General features: G+C 60.9%; 14 protein-coding genes. 8 read left to right on the top strand and 6 right to left on the bottom strand.

All coding sequences use genetic code 11. From position 1 onward, the window contains the following. Positions 1-170: 170 nt before the first annotated feature. The 7 genes from ACZYTC_RS29340 to ACZYTC_RS29310 all read left to right on the top strand — a co-directional run bounded on the left by ACZYTC_RS29340 (position 171) and on the right by ACZYTC_RS29310 (position 6,489). Entirely contained in the window at positions 171-1,625 is a 1,455-nt protein-coding gene (locus tag ACZYTC_RS29340) for a 4-hydroxyphenylacetate 3-hydroxylase family protein (protein WP_488991200.1), read from the top strand. Positions 1,626-1,648: 23 nt separating this feature from the next. After that, a complete protein-coding gene (locus tag ACZYTC_RS29335; RefSeq protein ID WP_210249950.1) occupies positions 1,649-2,068 on the top strand; it encodes a RidA family protein in 420 nt (139 codons plus the stop codon). Between the two features lie 11 nt (positions 2,069-2,079). Beyond that, positions 2,080-2,757: a DUF1028 domain-containing protein gene (locus ACZYTC_RS29330; RefSeq protein ID WP_434959953.1), complete on the top strand. Its 678-nt coding sequence runs from the start codon at positions 2,080-2,082 to the stop codon at positions 2,755-2,757. 62 nt (positions 2,758-2,819) lie between these two features. Further along, a complete protein-coding gene (gene argE, locus ACZYTC_RS29325) occupies positions 2,820-3,989 on the top strand; it encodes an acetylornithine deacetylase (RefSeq protein WP_488991199.1) in 1,170 nt (389 codons plus the stop codon). A 188-nt stretch (positions 3,990-4,177) separates the two neighbouring features. Continuing rightward, on the top strand, positions 4,178-5,131 hold the full coding sequence (locus ACZYTC_RS29320) for a LysR family transcriptional regulator (protein ID WP_434959951.1): 954 nt from the start codon (positions 4,178-4,180) through the stop codon (positions 5,129-5,131). 184 nt (positions 5,132-5,315) lie between these two features. Continuing rightward, entirely contained in the window at positions 5,316-6,059 is a 744-nt protein-coding gene (locus tag ACZYTC_RS29315; protein WP_434959950.1) for a glutathione S-transferase family protein, read from the top strand. Then, positions 6,052-6,489 (top strand): acyl-CoA thioesterase, encoded by a 438-nt coding sequence (locus ACZYTC_RS29310; protein ID WP_434959949.1) that lies wholly within the window; start codon positions 6,052-6,054, stop codon positions 6,487-6,489. The genes ACZYTC_RS29315 and ACZYTC_RS29310 overlap by 8 nt, the downstream gene beginning before the upstream one ends. Positions 6,490-6,539: 50 nt before the next feature. Here ACZYTC_RS29310 and ACZYTC_RS29305 read toward each other — a convergent pair whose 3' ends face one another. From ACZYTC_RS29305 to ACZYTC_RS29285, 5 genes are all read right to left on the bottom strand, one after another. Then, positions 6,540-7,634: an RHE_PE00001 family protein gene (locus tag ACZYTC_RS29305; RefSeq protein WP_434959948.1), complete on the bottom strand. Its 1,095-nt coding sequence runs from the start codon at positions 7,632-7,634 to the stop codon at positions 6,540-6,542. A gap of 366 nt (positions 7,635-8,000) precedes the next feature. After that, positions 8,001-9,227, bottom strand: coding sequence for a plasmid replication protein RepC (gene repC, locus ACZYTC_RS29300; protein WP_488991198.1), 1,227 nt, complete (start codon positions 9,225-9,227; stop codon positions 8,001-8,003). Between the two features lie 154 nt (positions 9,228-9,381). Next, positions 9,382-10,374 carry a plasmid partitioning protein RepB gene (gene repB / locus ACZYTC_RS29295; protein WP_488991197.1) on the bottom strand — a complete coding sequence of 331 codons (993 nt, stop codon included), beginning with the start codon at positions 10,372-10,374 and terminating at the stop codon, positions 9,382-9,384. Positions 10,375-10,453: 79 nt separating this feature from the next. After that, complete coding sequence (repA, locus tag ACZYTC_RS29290) at positions 10,454-11,665, bottom strand: plasmid partitioning protein RepA (RefSeq protein ID WP_434959945.1); 1,212 nt, start codon at positions 11,663-11,665, stop codon at positions 10,454-10,456. A gap of 830 nt (positions 11,666-12,495) precedes the next feature. Next, entirely contained in the window at positions 12,496-13,305 is an 810-nt protein-coding gene (locus ACZYTC_RS29285) for an alpha/beta fold hydrolase (protein WP_488991196.1), read from the bottom strand. A gap of 80 nt (positions 13,306-13,385) precedes the next feature. Here ACZYTC_RS29285 and ACZYTC_RS29280 point away from each other — a divergent pair, with 80 nt between their 5' ends. Beyond that, positions 13,386-13,994 carry a CGNR zinc finger domain-containing protein gene (locus tag ACZYTC_RS29280; RefSeq protein WP_488991195.1) on the top strand — a complete coding sequence of 203 codons (609 nt, stop codon included), beginning with the start codon at positions 13,386-13,388 and terminating at the stop codon, positions 13,992-13,994. 182 nt (positions 13,995-14,176) lie between these two features. Here the strand turns inward: ACZYTC_RS29280 and ACZYTC_RS29275 are convergent, their stop codons facing one another. Beyond that, the gene (locus tag ACZYTC_RS29275; RefSeq protein WP_441771586.1) at positions 14,177-15,451 is read right to left on the bottom strand and encodes a porin; all 1,275 of its coding nucleotides are present in this window, start codon (positions 15,449-15,451) and stop codon (positions 14,177-14,179) included. Positions 15,452-15,921 lie beyond the last annotated feature (470 nt).

Genomic DNA, 15,921 nt, shown 5'->3' with positions numbered 1-15,921 from the left:
GGTGTCGGCCGCAATGGCCGGCACCACCAACCTGCCGCATCACGGGGCGAGCCCTGCCTGCCCTGATCGACGGTTCGCGCCTTCAACGAGGCGCCCAAGCAAAGCGGGCCTCACCCGCCGCACACCTCGCGACATGCCTTCATGTCGCAGAAAACTTCGAAGGAAAGACGATGCTCAGAACGGGGCAGCAATACAGGGATTCGATCCGGGACGGCCGGCGTATCTGGATCAATGGCGAGCGCGTCAAAGACGTCACCGCCCACCCCCAATTCAAGCCGCTGGTCGACATCCGCGCGCGCATCTACGACCTCGCGCATGAGGACGCCACCCGCGACATCCTCAGCTATGAGGAAAACGGCGAGCGCTATTCCATCGGCCTCAAGCTGCCCCACAGCCAAAGCGATTGGCACGCCAAACGCCTGGCTACCGACACCATCCTGGAGGATGTCGGCGGGGTCGTCACCCGCGTCGGCGACGAGACGGCCGGCGAGATGTGGTCGCTCTATGACGGCCAGGACATCCTGAACGAGGTCGACCCGCGCTTCTCCGTCAATATCCGCAACCACATCCAGCGCGTCGTCGACCGGGACCCCTTCCACGTCTCGGCCAACACCGATCCCAAGGGCGACCGTTCCAAGCGGCCACAGGACCAGGATCCGGACATGCTTCTGCATGTCGTCAAGGAGACCGATGCCGGCATCGTGGTGCGCGGGGCCAAATACGAGACCGCGGCAGCCTATGCCAACCAGGCCTTCACCAAGCCGACCATCGCCAATTGGGGCAATTCGGAACTGTCCGACTATGCCGTCGGCTTCGTATGCGACTTCTCTTCCCCCAATCTGAGCTTCATCGCCCGCACCGGCTTTGCCGGCCGGGCCCCGGCCGAGGACTATCCGCTCGCCAATCGCTTCGATGAGGTCGACTGCCTCGTCATCTACGACAATGTGCTGATCCCCTGGGAAAACGTGCTGTTCTACCAGCACACCAAGGCGGCCGCCTTCATCCGCGCCACGCTGCATCGCTATTCGGCCTTCGCCTTCGTGCAGCGCAATCTCAAGCTCGCCGACATGCTGATCGGCGCGGCCCTGTGGAACGTGCGCCAGACCGGCCTGGAAAACCAGCAGGCGGTCCAGGAAAAGCTGGCGACGCTCGCCTGCTACCGCGAGGGCATCAACGCACATCTGACCGCCTCGATCACCAATGCCGAAAAGAGCCCGGGCGGCCTGATGATGCCCAACCAGTCCCTCTTGATGACGGGGCGCGTGCATGCCTGCTCGCAGCTCCACCACATGATGCACATCGCCCGCGAGCTCTGCGGCGGCCAGATCTGCGTCACGCCCGATGCCGCCAGCTTCGCCGACGAGGAAGCCGGCGTCTGGCTGAAGAAGTACTACACGCTCAACGAGAACTGGGACAGCAACGACCGGCGCAAGCTGCTGGCTTTTGCCCGCGACCTGCTGAACTCCGACTATGCCGGCCACCGTCTCACCTTCCAGCTCTTCGCCCAGTCGCCACCCTTCGCCCATCTCGGTGCCGTCTACCGCAATTTCGACTGGAACGACGCCCTGCGCTTCACCAAGAAATCTGCCGGCCTGTCGGACCGCATCCTCACCGCCCAGCGCTAATTCGGCACCCGGAGTACCCAATCATGATCCACAAGCGTCTTCGTCCCTTCAACACCAAGGACACTTATCCCGAGCAGAAGCTCAACACCGATCTCAGCCAGGGCGTGGTCGCCCGCGGCACCATGGTGTTCCTGCGCGGCCAGGTCTCCCAGGACCTCGACACCCGCGAGAGCCTGCATGTCGGCGATCCCCGGGCCCAGGCCCGCAAGTCCATGGAAAACATCAAGATGCTGCTGGAGGAGGCCGGCAGCGAAATGGCCCATATCTGCCGCATCGTGGTGTATCTGACCGATATCCGCTATCGCGAGGCCGTTTATTTGGAGATGGGCGAGTGGTTCAAGGGCGTCCATCCCTGCTCCACCGGCCTTGTGGTGCCTGCCCTGGCGCGGCCGGAATGGGTGGTCGAGATCGAGGTGACGGCCGTCATCCCCGACGCCGCCTGAGGGAGAGCCCGATGACCTTCTCGATCTCGGCACACTGCGCCCGGACCGGCATGTTCGGCATTGCCGTGTCCTCCTCCTCGCCCTGTGTCGCCGCCCGCTGCGCCCATGCGCGGGCCGGCGTCGGCGTCGTCGCCACGCAGAACATCACCGATCCCCGGCTCGGGCCGAAGGGCCTCGATCTGATGGCGGAGGGACTGTCGGCTGCGGAGGCGCTCGAGCGGCTCAAGGCGAATGCGCCGCATCTCGAGTTTCGCCAGCTCGCTTTGGTCGACAGCCAAGGCCGTACCGCCTCCTTCTCGGGCAGCCGAACGCTCGGTACCCATCGGGTGGTCGAAGGTTCCGGGGTCGCCGCGGCCGGCAACCTGTTATCGTCGCCGGAGGTGCCGGTCGCCATGGTCGCCGCTTTCAATGAGATGGCAGAGCATTCGCTCGGCGATCGCCTGATCGGCGCGATGCGCGCCGCCGTGAAGGCAGGCGGCGAGGAAGGGCCGGTGCATTCGATCGGCATGCTGCTGGTGCGGGACGTCGCCTGGCCGGTCGCCGACCTCAGGGTCGACTGGAGCGAGGGCGATCCGATCGAAGACCTCGACCAGCTTTGGCAGCGCTGGAAGGGTGAGATGGAAGCCTATGTCTCGCGGGCCCTCGACCCGAGCCGGGCGCCGAGCTATGGCGTACCGGGCGATCTCTGACCGGGCATGATGATCGGGGCTCGGTCCACAGGACCGGGCCTCCTGCATTTGGCGATGACAGCATGGCAGCCGAACCGACGACTCTGGACATTCTCGCGCGCCTGATCGGTTTTGCGACCCTCAGCCGGCGACCCAACCGCGACCTGATCGGCTATGTGACCGGCCTGCTCGACGGGGCCGGCGTCGGCTGGGACCTCGTCGAGAGCCCGGACGGCACCCGGGCCAATCTGTTCGCGACCATCGGTCCCGCCACCGGCGGCGGGGTCGTCCTCTCCGGCCATACCGACGTGGTGCCGGTCGAAGGCCAGGCCTGGAGCACGGATCCTTTCAGGCTGCATGAACAAGACGACCGCTATTACGGGCGCGGCACCGCCGACATGAAGGGTTTCGTGGCGGCCGCCCTCGCCGCTGCCCTCTATGCGGCCAGGCGGGATCTCAAAACGCCGCTTCATCTTGCCTTTTCCTATGACGAGGAAATCGGCTGCGTCGGCGTGCGCAGCCTGATCGAGCGGCTGGCGACCAGCCCGATCCGCCCTGCTTTGTGCATCGTCGGCGAGCCGACCGGCATGCGCATTGCGACCGGGCACAAGGGCAAAGTGGCTTTGCGAGCCTGCTGCACCGGCCGCGCCGGCCATTCGGCCCTGGCGCCGACGGCGCTCAACGCCCTGCATCTGGCCGCGGATTTTCTCGGCAGGCTGCGGGCGCGACAGCGCGACCTCGCCGAGACCGGCAGGCGCGACGATCAGTATGAAATCCCCTACACCACCCTCCATGCCGGGCGCATGAGCGGGGGCCAGGCCCTCAACATCGTCCCCGAATGCTGCGAGATCGAATTCGAGATCCGCAATGTCGCTGGCGATGACCCCCAGGCCATCATCGCCAATCTGAAGGGCGACGCCGAGGCGATCGTCGCCCCCCTGCGTCCCGCCTTTCCGGAAGCGGCCATCGCGATCGACGAGGTCAATGCCTATCCAGGGCTGGAAACTCCCATGGATTCACCGGTGGTGGCACTGCTGCGCCTGATCACGCAAAGCCGGGAGCCAGCCTTCAAGGTGGCCTTCGGCACGGAGGGGGGGCTGTTCCAGGACAGGCTCGGCCTGGCGACGGCGGTGTGCGGCCCCGGCTTCATGACACAAGGCCACAAGCCGGACGAATATGTCAGCGCCGATCAACTCGGCCGTTGCGATGCCATGCTCGCCGCGCTGGTTGATCGCCTTGCCGTCGGTCTCTGATCCCAGTCCAGTTTCCGGAGCAGCATGCGAGCGGAGCGGGATCAACGGCTATCGCCTCCCCTTCCGAGCGGCCAGTTGCCGCTTTGACCTGCCGCGCCGGACAGGGAATTTTGTCAGGCAGTATAATCGCGATCCAGGACCTGCAGAACTGGTGTCCATGCCATTGCAGGCCGCGTGAGGAGCAACCCATGCGTTTTACCTTGCGACAGTTGAGCTATTTCGTCGCCGCCGGCGAGACCGGCAGCGTCACCCGGGCGGCAGAGCTGGTGAACATCTCCCAGCCCTCGGTATCGGCGGCGATCTCGCATCTGGAGACCGAATTGGGCGTGCAGATCTTCGTGCGCCAGCATGCCCAGGGCCTGTCGCTGACCACGCCGGGCAAACGCCTGCTCAGGGCTGCCAAAGAGTCCTTGCGCGCCGCCTATGAACTCTACGATGTTGCCAATGCCGCAGGCTCGATCGTGTCGGGCCCCATCAATGTCGGCTCGTTCCGCACCTTCTCCTCCCTGATCATGCCCGAGCTCTGGAGCGGCTTCGTGTCGAAATATCCTGACGCGCAAATGGTGGTGACGGAGGGAAGTGAGGCCGAGTTGCTGGAGGGCCTGCGCTCGGCCCGGATCGACATCGCGCTGACCTATCAGCTCAACCTGACGCCGGATATGAGCTTCCAGCCTTTGGCGGAGATGCCCTCCTATGTGCTGCTGGCAGCCGACCACCGTTTTGCCTCACGCTCGAGCGTGAGGCTGGAGGAACTGGCGGACGAACCCTTCATCCTGCTCGACCTTCCCCTCAGCCGCCAATATTTCCTGTCGATGTTCGAGCAGCGCAGCATCACCCCGCGGATCGTTGCCGAGACGGCCAGCCCCTCGACCCTGCGGTCCTATGTCGGTGCGGGCCTCGGCTTTTCCATGCTGACGGTGCGGCCGGTGAATATGATGGCGGAAAATGGCCGCCCCCTCGCCTATATCGAACTTGAAGGCAATACGGCCCCGATGGTGATGGGGCTGGCCTGCCTCAAGGACATGCGACGTCCGCGCATCGTCGACGCCTTCGAAGCCCATTGCCGCGAGGTCATCACGGTCGATCATATTCCGGGCATGCGCGGAACCGATTCAGGGCCGTCCCATGTTATAGCCGACTGAAGCGTTTTGCGATTTGACGGAATCACCTAGAATCGCAAAGACGCGTCTAAATGCGACGTTGGAGCAGACGAGCGTTCAATCATGAACGCGCTTATCTCTGGGTGTAATCGATCCTGATTCTCCGCCGACGCCTGTCCGGCTCGTCCCGAAACGACTGGATGCAATCTTGTGCATGGGAGATGGCATGAACGAGCCAAGACCTGCCAACGAGCCAAGACTCATTCTCTACGAACTCGCCGGATCCGACCCGCAGCTTCGCTTCAGCCCGCATTGCTGGAAGATCCGCATGGCCCTGGCCCATAAGGGTCTTCAGGCCGACCGGCGGCCATGGCGTTTCACCGACAAGGAGGCCATTGCCTTTTCTGGTCAGGGGCTGGTGCCCGTCCTCATCGACGGCGCCCATGTCGTCTCCGATTCCTGGCGTATCGCACTTCACCTCGAAGAGCGCTTTGCCAACAGCCCTGCCCTCTTCGGCGCGCCGCAAGCAGCTACCGTGACGCGTTTCGTCAATAGCTGGGCCGATACGGCCTTGCTGCCCGCTGTCTCCCGCCTGATCCTGCTCGACATCTACAATGTCCTCGACCAGAAAGACCGGGATTATTTCCGCGCGACCCGGGAACAGCGGTTCGGAAAGACCTTGGAGCAGGTCGTCCAGGACCAGCAGGTCCATCTCGAACGGCTGCGTCACACGCTCACGCCCCTGCGCCATTTACTAGGCGGACAGGCCTATCTCGGGGGCAAGCAGCCCAATTATGCCGACTATTGCGTCTTCGGCATGTTCATGTGGGCCCGCTGCACCAGTGCTATCGAGTTCCTGGCGGCTGACGATACGATCTACGCCTGGCGCGAGCGCCTGCTCGACCTCTTCGACGGCCTCGCGCGCCAGGCTCCTCACCACAAGGCCAATCCGGAGTTGCCCAATGCCTGACCTGCCAGTTCCGGCGGACTACGACTTCATGACCACAGACAAGCTGCGCTATGGTGATACGGACCGGCAGGCCCATGTGAACAATGCGGTCTTTGCCACCTTCCTGGAAACAGGCCGGGTCGAGCTTCTTCATGATCTTGCCTCCCCCGTGGCGGACGCCGAAAGCTCCTTCGTGCTGGCCCGTGTCGTCATCGACTTCCGGGCCGAGGTGCTGTGGCCCGGTACGGTGGAAATCGGAACGAAGGTCAGCACTATCGGCCGCAGTTCGATCACGCTCGATCAGGCGGTGTTCCAGAATGGGGTCTGTGTCGCTCAGGGACAAAGTGTCGTGGTGCTCATCGATAACAGTACCCGTCGCTCGCGCCCTCTTTCTGAAGATGCCGTCAAACGCCTGCAAGAGCTGGGTACTCCTCGGTCTCGATCGTTTTAGGGAACTCAGGCACTTTGCGGTTGCAGCCGATAAATGGCTGCTGACCACGCCTAGATGATCGCCCAGGCCCGATAGCGCCCTCGTCCGGTGATCTCTCGCACGCCCAGTTCCGCGATGAGATCCTGGGCCGCTCGTGGCGTGATATCGAGCCGCTTGGCAATGAGCTGTGCCGAGGCGAGCGGGGTTGTCAGCATCAGCTCGATCAAGGCCGGCAATTTCGAGGTGGAGCGGCGGCCGGCCAAATGGCGTTCGAGCTGGTGCCGAGCCAGGATCCAGCGGTCGTGATCCTTCAGTCCTTGTTCAGCGGCGGCCGCAATGGCTTCAATGAATGTCAGGAGGCGCGGCCCGGTGCCACGAGCAAATCGGGTCTCGCGCGGTAAAGCGCGCAATCCCACGCACAGGCAGGGCAGATGGGCGCGAGCCTTGTCCCGGGCCCGGAGGATCGCAGCCGCCAACACGCGCCCCAGCCAAGCCGCGGACTGCAAGGGTTCGATGTTCTCCCAGGCGATGATCGCCGCCGCCGCGGCCAGTACCGGCGGCAGATTGTCCAGGCGCTGGATATCGTCGCGCCATTCCTCGAGGCGGGCTTCCTCGTTCCAGTCGGCATCATCGATGTCCGGTTTGCGATTGGAGGGCGATGCGGCCTCTCCGGCCAGCACTGCCGCTGATCGAGAGACGATGGCATCGATTGCAGCGAGCTCGGCGGCCCAGGCCTGGTCTGCTGCCGATTCATCGGGCTCGACGAACGCAGGGTCCCTTTCCCGATGCTTTTGGTCGCCGGGTTCCCAAGAAGTGGGGGCCGATCCGCTTTGGGTGGGCAACTCCCTGCCTAAAAGACCCGCCAGCCCTTCCTGCGTGAGAGCCCAATCGGCAGGTGCGGAAGCAATGCGTCGTCGGGCCCGTAACACGGTGTGGGCACGCGTCAGCTCATGGGTCGGCGTGCGAGCGTCCATCGCGGCGTCATGCAGTACGAGGTCCTCGAGATGAACCAGTTCGCCATCGAGCCACAGGCTGCCGGCCGCGTCATAGAAGTGGGTGCGCGCGATCCAGCCTTCCCGGATGGAGCTGGTGCGTAACCTTTCATCAAGCCGTGCGAGCCTGTCCTCGGCGATCGCGAGCGGGACCGCGATTTCGCTCCAGGGCAACTTGTCGAGCTCTATACCAGCTATTTTCAAAGGCCTGATAACCCTAATGAAAAATCAAATAACGGAACCTAACACAGCTCTAGCTTCCGCCACATCGGGAAGCGTAATTTTCAGCCTTCGTCACTCAAGGGGCGTCGATTCCAACCTTGCCGATATTTAACACCATCCGGCCTTGAACCGAGAGTTGCCCTTCTCCATATCCGAATAGTCGGGAACGCGTCCCCAATCTTCCCCGGTGGGTCGATGGGTTCCCGGGGTTTCCTCCCAAGAGAAACTTCTTGGATGCCTATCCAAGCAACGGCCGGTTTTCCGGCCGTTTTTTTTTGGAGTTGACATCGTCAGTCCCGTTGAGATTTTGGCACCCATCTAGGCCCCTGGCTTTTGTGGTTCACGTGTGTGGATTTGCGCCATCAGGATGGGCCCGAGCGATAATTGTCCGGCTTCGGCCTTGCGAGTGAGGCTGCGCAAATAGCCACCGGCTGAGTTGATGTTGGCGGCTCTCTGCACAATGCAGGCGATGATGACGGCCGCCTGTGCCTCGCCCATCACGGTTTGCGCCTCCTCCCAGGCGCTCGGACTGATACGCAGGATGGAGCGGGCCAAGGTTGTGGCGCTGAGGAAATCACGCCAATTGGCGATACCGTTGCGGGTATAATCGAGGATGCTGGGACAGGCTTGCAGGACAGTACCGAGCGTGTAGCTGCTACCGAGCGCTGCGGTGCGGCTTGCAGGTGTCGGTTCCGCATCGAGCCTAGCTGGGGTTACCGGTTCAGAATCAAGAAGGGATTCTGGATTTGATTTCTGTATGTGGCGCTCATTGCTGGACTCAATGGTGCTCACTTGTGCAGTTTTGATCTGTAATTCCAATCGGTTGAGGATGTCGTCGGCGAGCGTGGAGAGCTGGTCTGCCAGCATTTCGAGCTGTTCGAGCGTGGCGCGCCGCGGCATGCCTTCGATGAGATCGCGATAGAGGGCGTGCAGGTCGAGCCAGATTTGGCTCTGCTCCTCCGCTGGGTTCTCCGCCATGAGTTCGCGCTGTGCAACGGCAATCATCTTGGAGATGTCGCGCCGGCAGATGGTAATGCGTTCGCGTGCGAGTTTGAGGGATCGGGCGGCGTCCTCCACCTGTGTGGCGAGCCGAATGAACTCGTCGGCGCGGGCGAGCAGCGGGGCGAGGTCGAACCCATAGGCGAGTTCGATGCTGCCACCGCGGCCTCGGCGGGCATAGCGTTTGCCGTTGGGGCTGTCGCGCCGGATGATCAGGCCGGCTTCGACGAGGATGGCGAGATGGCGCCTCAGCGTCGAGGCTGGCATGCCGTGCGCACGGCGGCTGAGCTGTTCGTTGGAAGGAAAGACGATGATGGCCTCACCCGAGAGCGTGGTTTCGGGATGGAAGGTCAGCAGCGCATTGAGCACGGCCAGTGCGCGCTCGGAGATACCGAGACGCGCCCGTGCCGTGCACAGTGCCTGGTAGATTTCCCACTTCGGAAATGCGCGCGTTGTAGGGCGCGTCTTGGCGATCGCCTGGCTTGCAATCTGGGCAAGCGACAGCGTTCGCCGCCCAAAGGGCGACGTTGCACGATGAGTCTGCACTCTCTTTCACCTTATCCAGGCAAAAGAAATCCGCTCGTCGAAGTACGACGCCTGAAACGCTTGACAGTGATTCGCGGAAATGAGATTCTCTGTTTGCTTACGACAGAAAAGGCTTCCGCGCGGCGACGCTCGGGGGCTTTTTTCTTTTGCGGGGTTAATCTCCTGCTTGGTTGCGTTGTTTCGCTTCCCTGAAGGCTTCGTAAAGCGCCTCCAGATTCGACGAAAGGTAGTGGCCGAACTCGCCCGCATCCTTCGATTTGAGCGATAGGCTGAAAGCCTTGCCGGTGTTTCGGTAGCTGGCTGCCACGCGTTTGTCCTGCGGGGACCAATTGCCGACCGATTGTGGTGTCGGTGCTGATCGGGCTGGCTTGCGTGCATGCTGAAGATGCGTCAGCAGCCAGTTGAAACGGGCAGGCGTATCGAGATGGCGAAAGTCCTCGGAAGCGAGAAGTTCTTCGGCCTGGCTGATGGCACCAGGCCGAAGAAGGAGCTTCTTGAGATCTTCCCAGCGATCGCGGCCGATCGTCTTGGCGGCCCCGATTGCTTCGATGATTGACGAAGGCACGATTTCGGCCACGGATAGCATGCGCGACAGCAGCGTATCGTCGACGGTAAGGGCCGATTTGACCGTGTCCTTGCTTTGCCCCATGGCCAGCAGCCTGGCGGCGAACAACGCCTTCTCGATGAAGGACAAATCGGCTCTGCGGGTGTTTTCCTGGCCCTGCGCGATGATATGGGCGATTTCCTCGACATTCTTGACCACAGCACGCACGCTGATGCCGAGTTCCCGCGCTGCGCGCGCCCGCCGATGGCCAAAGACGATCATATAGCGCCCGTCGCTGTCCGGGTGGGGGCGGACAAGGATGGGCTGAAGCTGCCCCTCCTTTTCGATTCCCTGGCGGAACAGGGCGAACTCCTCTTCATCATCCTCGATGCGATCGGAGACGAAGGAGGCGTCGAGAAGATGGGGATCGAGCGCCACGATGGTTTCGCCGGCGGTGAGGCGCTTGGCGCTCTCGGCCAGTTCCTCGATCGACAGCATCATGGAGCGCGATGCGCCGCGTGTAGCGTAGTCGGAACGCGTTTCATGCGCCGTTCGATCCGCAGCGGGGCCGGTAATGCTCGCTAGAAGATTCTTGCGTGCCAAAGCGCCCTCCCCTGCTTTCGCTCAACATGTTGAAAATATGCGATTTTTTGCCGATCTGCACGGCTGTCAAAAATCAGGTTCATCGCCGACCCCATGCCTTGTGGACCAGAGTGGTGATCTCCTCATTCACGGCATTGAGAGCCTCGATCGCACGGTCATAGGTCGATCGGATGAATTGGGAGCGGTCGACCTCGTACAAGGTCTGATTGGTGATGCCGGCATCCGAAATCGCCGTGGATTTCAGCATCGGACTTTTCAGCATCTGCAGGGGAAACAGGGCCTGCATGAAGCCGACCATCTGGGTCTGCGGACCGTCTATGGGTTCGAAACGCGTAACCAAATACCGGAACCATTGCAGGCGCACTTCCGCCCCCGCCTTGCTGATCGAGCGCAGCACGCCGCCCAGCATCAGCAGGAACTGGCTCATCGACATGACGTCGAGCATCTGGGGGTGAATGGTGATCAGCACCGAGGTCGATGCCGTCAGCGCCGTCAAGGTAAGATAACCGAGCTGTGGCGGACAATCGATCACGACGACGTCGTAGCGGTCCTCTACCTCCTTCAGCGCGTTGGTGATGCGCGTGAAGAACAGGCGCCCGTCCGGTGAAGCACGGTTTGAGGCGGCAAGCGGCGTGTCGTACTCGTACTCCTGCAGCTCCAGATTGGCCGGCACGATGTCGAGGCCGGGGAAATTGGTCGGTCGGATTACCTGCGTGATCGGCTTCCTCTGGTCATCGTAACGAAGAGCCTCATAGAGCGAGAGGTTCTTGTCGAGCTCGGGCTGGATGCCATGCAGGGCCGAAAGCGATGCCTGCGGATCGAGGTCGATAGCCAGCACCCGGTGCCCGGTGAGAGCCAGATGCTGGGCGAGGTGGGCGGCTGTGGTGGTCTTGCCGCTACCGCCCTTGAAGTTTACCACGGAGATGATCTGAAGCTTTTCGCCGGCCCGGCGATGGGGGACATACTTCTTGAAGTCCGCGCGGCCATGCCGGTCGAGATATTGCCGCAATTCCAGCATCTGCTCGGCCGTATAGCTGCGCCGGCCGGAGCTGGAAGTGGTCGGGATCGGGCCCTTGCCTTCTAGATGCAGCTTCTTGACGTTGGATTGGGTAACGCCGAGGAAATAGGCGACCTCCGCCAGCGAAAAGGAGCGCAGGCTCTTCATCGCATTTGGCGGATAGTGTTCGACCCGAAGCATGTTGAGCTTGTCCGAGATCAATTCCCCCTGCTGGAGAATGGTCTCGTGAAAGCTGAACGCCTCCAGGTCCTGGTTAGAAATCGACATGTTCATCGACTACGATTCTCGGAATAACGCTTTTTCGCGTGAAACAACATTTCAAGCGGGAATTATGCCCGATTCTCGCGCAGCGGCAATGAATTTTAGGTTAATGAAAGGTTAACGCCGAAATAGTGTCTCGAATCACTTTCGGCATCGCCCGTTTTGATTCTAACTTTTTGTATTATCGCTTATTTTTCGCGGTTTGCACGGCTGTCAAAACGGGGGCTAGGCCGGGGAAGAAAAATAAAAGATTTGCGCCACTGCCTATTGACGGGAATCGAAGTCTGACTCCTAGGGATTCTATCCTCTGCAAGGCAAATATCTCGAAATGAGTGGGCGCCTTGTGCTTGCCTCAGCCAAAGTCGTTTTGCCGAGAGGCTTTCGACCGCGGGAACTATGATTCCACGATCTGCAGCAAGCACGACCATCGATCGACTGCAGGCGACAAGGTTCGCTCGCGAACTCTCTTTTCTGAGACGCGAGGGAGTGGGCGGGGCAGGGAAGGGGCGAGGGCAGCCGATAGCCGCAATGCCAATCTCGGACTGGAGGTTGGAAGGGAGGCGTCCAGGACCCTCTGTCGAGTAAGGTACGCCCCGCTGAAAGGGCCCGGCTGGTCGATCGCTGATGGTCGCAATATGCAGGCGAGCTTGGCAGCCCGAGCGTGTGTGGTTGCAGAAGCGTCGGCTTGGCTCTCGGAAAATGGTGAGGGGAGCTGCAGAGAACGATATCGATGCTGGATGTTCCGGAACAGACTGATTCCGTCGCCTCCAGACCTCCTGCCATGCGTTACAGTTTCCGCCCTCCTTCAAGTCCTCGCTTAGGCCAGGGGGCGCCAAACTTGCTCAAGGGCGATCGTCCAGGACCGCAGCGATGATGGCCTCCGGCGCGTCCTCCTGAACGAGATGGCCGGCCCGGGGCACGGGGATGAGGGTGCCACCCGTCAGGCGGTCAGCGAGCTTGCGTCCCTGAGCGATGGGAATCCAGGCGTCATCCTCTCCCCACAGGATACGCGTGGGAAAATCCGGACGCCGATAATGCGTCTCGACTTCCTCGATATAGCGTTGGCTCATCTGCGCGATCTGACGATAGAAGGCGCTTTGGCCGATGTCGCCTAGCCAGGGGTCCCGATAGACCGACAGCACTTCCTCGCTGAGTGGCCGTGCGACGGCGTTGCCGATATAGGCCGAGAGGAGGGCGTGGTGGGCATAGGCCGGCAGCCCTGCAAAGGCGGCTTCATGGCGGCCGACATGCATGACGAAGGGAGATCCTTGCGGAGCGATCGCGACGGGATTGATGAGGGTCAGATCGGAATAGGCGACGCCGTCGATAAAATGGGCACGCAGCGCGGTGGCGCCGCCGAAATCATGCGCAAGCATCTGGGGCCGTTCGAGGCCCCACTCGCGCAGCATGGCACCGAGAAGGCGGTTCTGCATGCCGAGCGAGACATCCTTGTCAGGCATATCGGATTGGCCGTAGCCGAGCAGGTCATAGAAAAATACGCGCCGCTTCCTTGCGAGCCAGGGCGCGATACGGCGCCAGACCTGCGAGGAAAAGGGCGTGCCGTGCACCATCACCAGCGGTCGCCCATCGCCCAGCATGCCCCAGGCGATCTGATTGCCTTCGAAGCTGAAACGGTTCGCGAGCTTGAGCATGGCGTCCTCCGGATAACCATTTTTGATATTATTATAGGTTACGCTGGATTTTTCCGGGCGCAACCCCTAAACTGTAATTAATGGTTATTTCTGAGTCTCAGAGCCGATATGCCGAAGGGTGGAGCGAGGCCGATTATGTCGGCGGCCACCCTGCGCTCGATTTCATCAACACCGTCGCCGACACCGGCAAGACCCGCCTGAGCGACAAGATCGGCAACTGGGATGCCGTGCGGAAGTGGGCTGGTGGGGCAGGCCTGTTGTCGAGGCCGGAACTTGCTGCTTTTTTCCAGGACGCGTCGCTCGACGATGATGACGAACTGGCCAGGCTGCATCGGTTCCGGGAGCAGGCTTATGAAGCGATACTCCGCCTTGTCGATCAGACGGATACCGGTTCCCAGAGCGTGATCGACTTGGAGCGTTCGATCCGCGATGCCATGGGGCGAGGCGCTTTTTCAGGGGAGGGGCGGCAATTTCGCTGGCAGCCGGACGCCCGCAGCCCTCAGCGCTGGCTGGATGCCGTCGCCTTACGCTTCGAGGAGTTCTTGCGCAGTGAGGACGTCACGCGCCTGCGCCAATGCACTCGCTGCACCTGGTTCTTCGTCGATCGCGGGCGGGGTGCCGGCCGGCGCTGGTGCGACATGCGCACTTGTGGCAATCGCGCCAAGGCCGAAGCTTTTCGCTGCCGATGACAAGAACTTTATCCATGATAATTAGCCAGCTATTATATGCTGCTGAAGTTACGCCAACGTTGGATTCGTGGGGTTGTGATCCGATCGGCGAGTTTTTTCTCTGCGTCGCGATTTCGGCGGTGCCTATCAAAAAAGGCCCGGACGAAGCCGGGCCCTCTTCATCGTTGACTGAAGATAAAGCTTTAGAACACGCGCTTCAAACGAATGCCCACCTGCCAGACATTGTAGTCCTTCACAGGAGCTGTATTCGTTCCGGTTGAAACTCCCGACCAATTGTCGAATTTTCCATGAGTGTAGGCAACCTCGGCGGCTGCCGTCAGACCCTTGACGATCGTGTAAGTGAGGTTACCGGCGAGGGTGTATTCCTTTAGGGAAGATGATGCATCCGTCGTAAGCAAATCATCATACTTGGTGTCAATATACGCTCCAACCAGATTGGCATTCAGGACAGGCGTGATATTGCCACCAAGTTCAGCGGTGACGGACCAGCCCTTGCCAGAACGGATATTGGCATTGGAGTTCAAGAAGTAATCACTGTTGGCATACCAGGTGTTACCTGCGCCGAGATAATCCAGGGCACCGTCGGCATACTGACCTTCAACAATGAAATGACCACCGTCAATGAACGGGAGCTTGATCAAAGCCGTTCCACCGGCTGCCCAGCCATATTTGCTCTTATTTGGCGAGGCAATCGGAGCGCCGGTCGTATCAAAAAGCTGAGCCGAACGGAATTGATGGCCGGCTGCCTGAACAGCCAGAGAGCCCCAGTTCTGATCCCAGCGCAACTGGCCGACAACGTCCGGAACCTGCTGGCCGCCTTGTGCCGCATAGTAGGTGTTCGTTGTGGCAAAGCCGTTTACACGATGGTCGCGACCATCTTCGATCGACAGTGTGGCGCTGAAGCCGCCGCCGAACTGGGCGGTGTAGGCAAGCAGGTTGACGGTGTTGACTTCGGTGTAATAGGGCGCCCAGATCGTATCGCCATATTCGTTGTCGTAGAAGCCGAAGAAGGAATGGGCATAGCCGGCCGTCAAGCCACCAAACTGGATAAAGGCTTTGTCGATGGTGAAGGTGTTGCCGTTATACCCACCGCTTGCCCGGCCCTGCTTCGAGATGGGGTGCGAGTCAGCATCGATCTGGAAATAGGAACGCAGCATACCCCAATCGGTCTGGGTGCGGGCGTCGAACCAGATACGCGCCTCGGTGTTGAAGGCCGACCGATTATCGTTGCGGCTGAAATTTTTGCCGCCGAAGGCACGATAGTCGGCGCGGATCTCGCCGCCGATCTTCAGGCAGGTGTCGGTGCCGGGGATATAGAAGAAGCCCGGGCCGAAGGCCGTGCAGACCTTCACATATTCGACGGCCTCGCCCTTGGTCATGGGCAGATCGGCGGCTTGGGCGGCGCCGATGACAGCGATGCCGGCGATGGTTCCTAGAAGCAGAGATTTGGTCGTCATGCGACTCCCCCGTTGAGGTTGTTACCGGGAGTGAGCTTGCGACACTTCCTGAGTCACCGCAAAAGGAATCCAAGCCATATGGTAGTTGATGTAGCCTTTTTGGATGTTTGTGTAACAAAAAGGCCACAATTTAATCAGTGTTCGAGCAAGAAACTAAGAAGATATCTTTAAAATTACAACCAAAACTTAGAAATAAAACTACAAAAAACGACCTCTGGTTGTGTTATAGTCAAAGATAATTACACGCGATATCTATCCAATTACGAATTAATACAACCTCGTGCTTGTGGTGCCACGCCGAGTGATTCCCTAATATCGTCTTGGGTTCGCGAGACCCTGAGCTATTGGAGCCCGGCCGGGAATTGACCTCCCCGGTCGGGTTTCGCTTTGGGCGAGGAATTCAGGGGCCAGGCGGAGCGCAACAGAGCCAGGGGCGCTGAGCCAATGTTCCTGCTACCGGTTACAGGAGG

It is taken from the genome of Labrys sp. F242, assembly GCF_057813875.1.
This window is presented reverse-complemented; position numbering and strand designations above follow the sequence as displayed.

Bases quoted from the DNA above. Each gene is read 5' to 3' on its own strand.
- ACZYTC_RS29340 (WP_488991200.1), top strand. From the start codon at position 171: ATGCTCAGAACGGGGCAGCAATACAGGGATTCGATCCGGGACGGCCGG.
- ACZYTC_RS29335 (WP_210249950.1), top strand. From the start codon at position 1,649: ATGATCCACAAGCGTCTTCGTCCCTTCAACACCAAGGACACTTATCCC.
- ACZYTC_RS29330 (WP_434959953.1), top strand. From the start codon at position 2,080: ATGACCTTCTCGATCTCGGCACACTGCGCCCGGACCGGCATGTTCGGC.
- argE (WP_488991199.1), top strand. From the start codon at position 2,820: ATGGCAGCCGAACCGACGACTCTGGACATTCTCGCGCGCCTGATCGGT.
- ACZYTC_RS29320 (WP_434959951.1), top strand. From the start codon at position 4,178: ATGCGTTTTACCTTGCGACAGTTGAGCTATTTCGTCGCCGCCGGCGAG.
- ACZYTC_RS29315 (WP_434959950.1), top strand. From the start codon at position 5,316: ATGAACGAGCCAAGACCTGCCAACGAGCCAAGACTCATTCTCTACGAA.
- ACZYTC_RS29310 (WP_434959949.1), top strand. From the start codon at position 6,052: ATGCCTGACCTGCCAGTTCCGGCGGACTACGACTTCATGACCACAGAC.
- repA (WP_434959945.1), bottom strand. From the start codon at position 11,665: ATGAACATGTCGATTTCTAACCAGGACCTGGAGGCGTTCAGCTTTCAC.
- ACZYTC_RS29285 (WP_488991196.1), bottom strand. From the start codon at position 13,305: ATGCTCAAGCTCGCGAACCGTTTCAGCTTCGAAGGCAATCAGATCGCC.
- ACZYTC_RS29280 (WP_488991195.1), top strand. From the start codon at position 13,386: ATGGTTATTTCTGAGTCTCAGAGCCGATATGCCGAAGGGTGGAGCGAG.
- ACZYTC_RS29275 (WP_441771586.1), bottom strand. From the start codon at position 15,451: ATGACGACCAAATCTCTGCTTCTAGGAACCATCGCCGGCATCGCTGTC.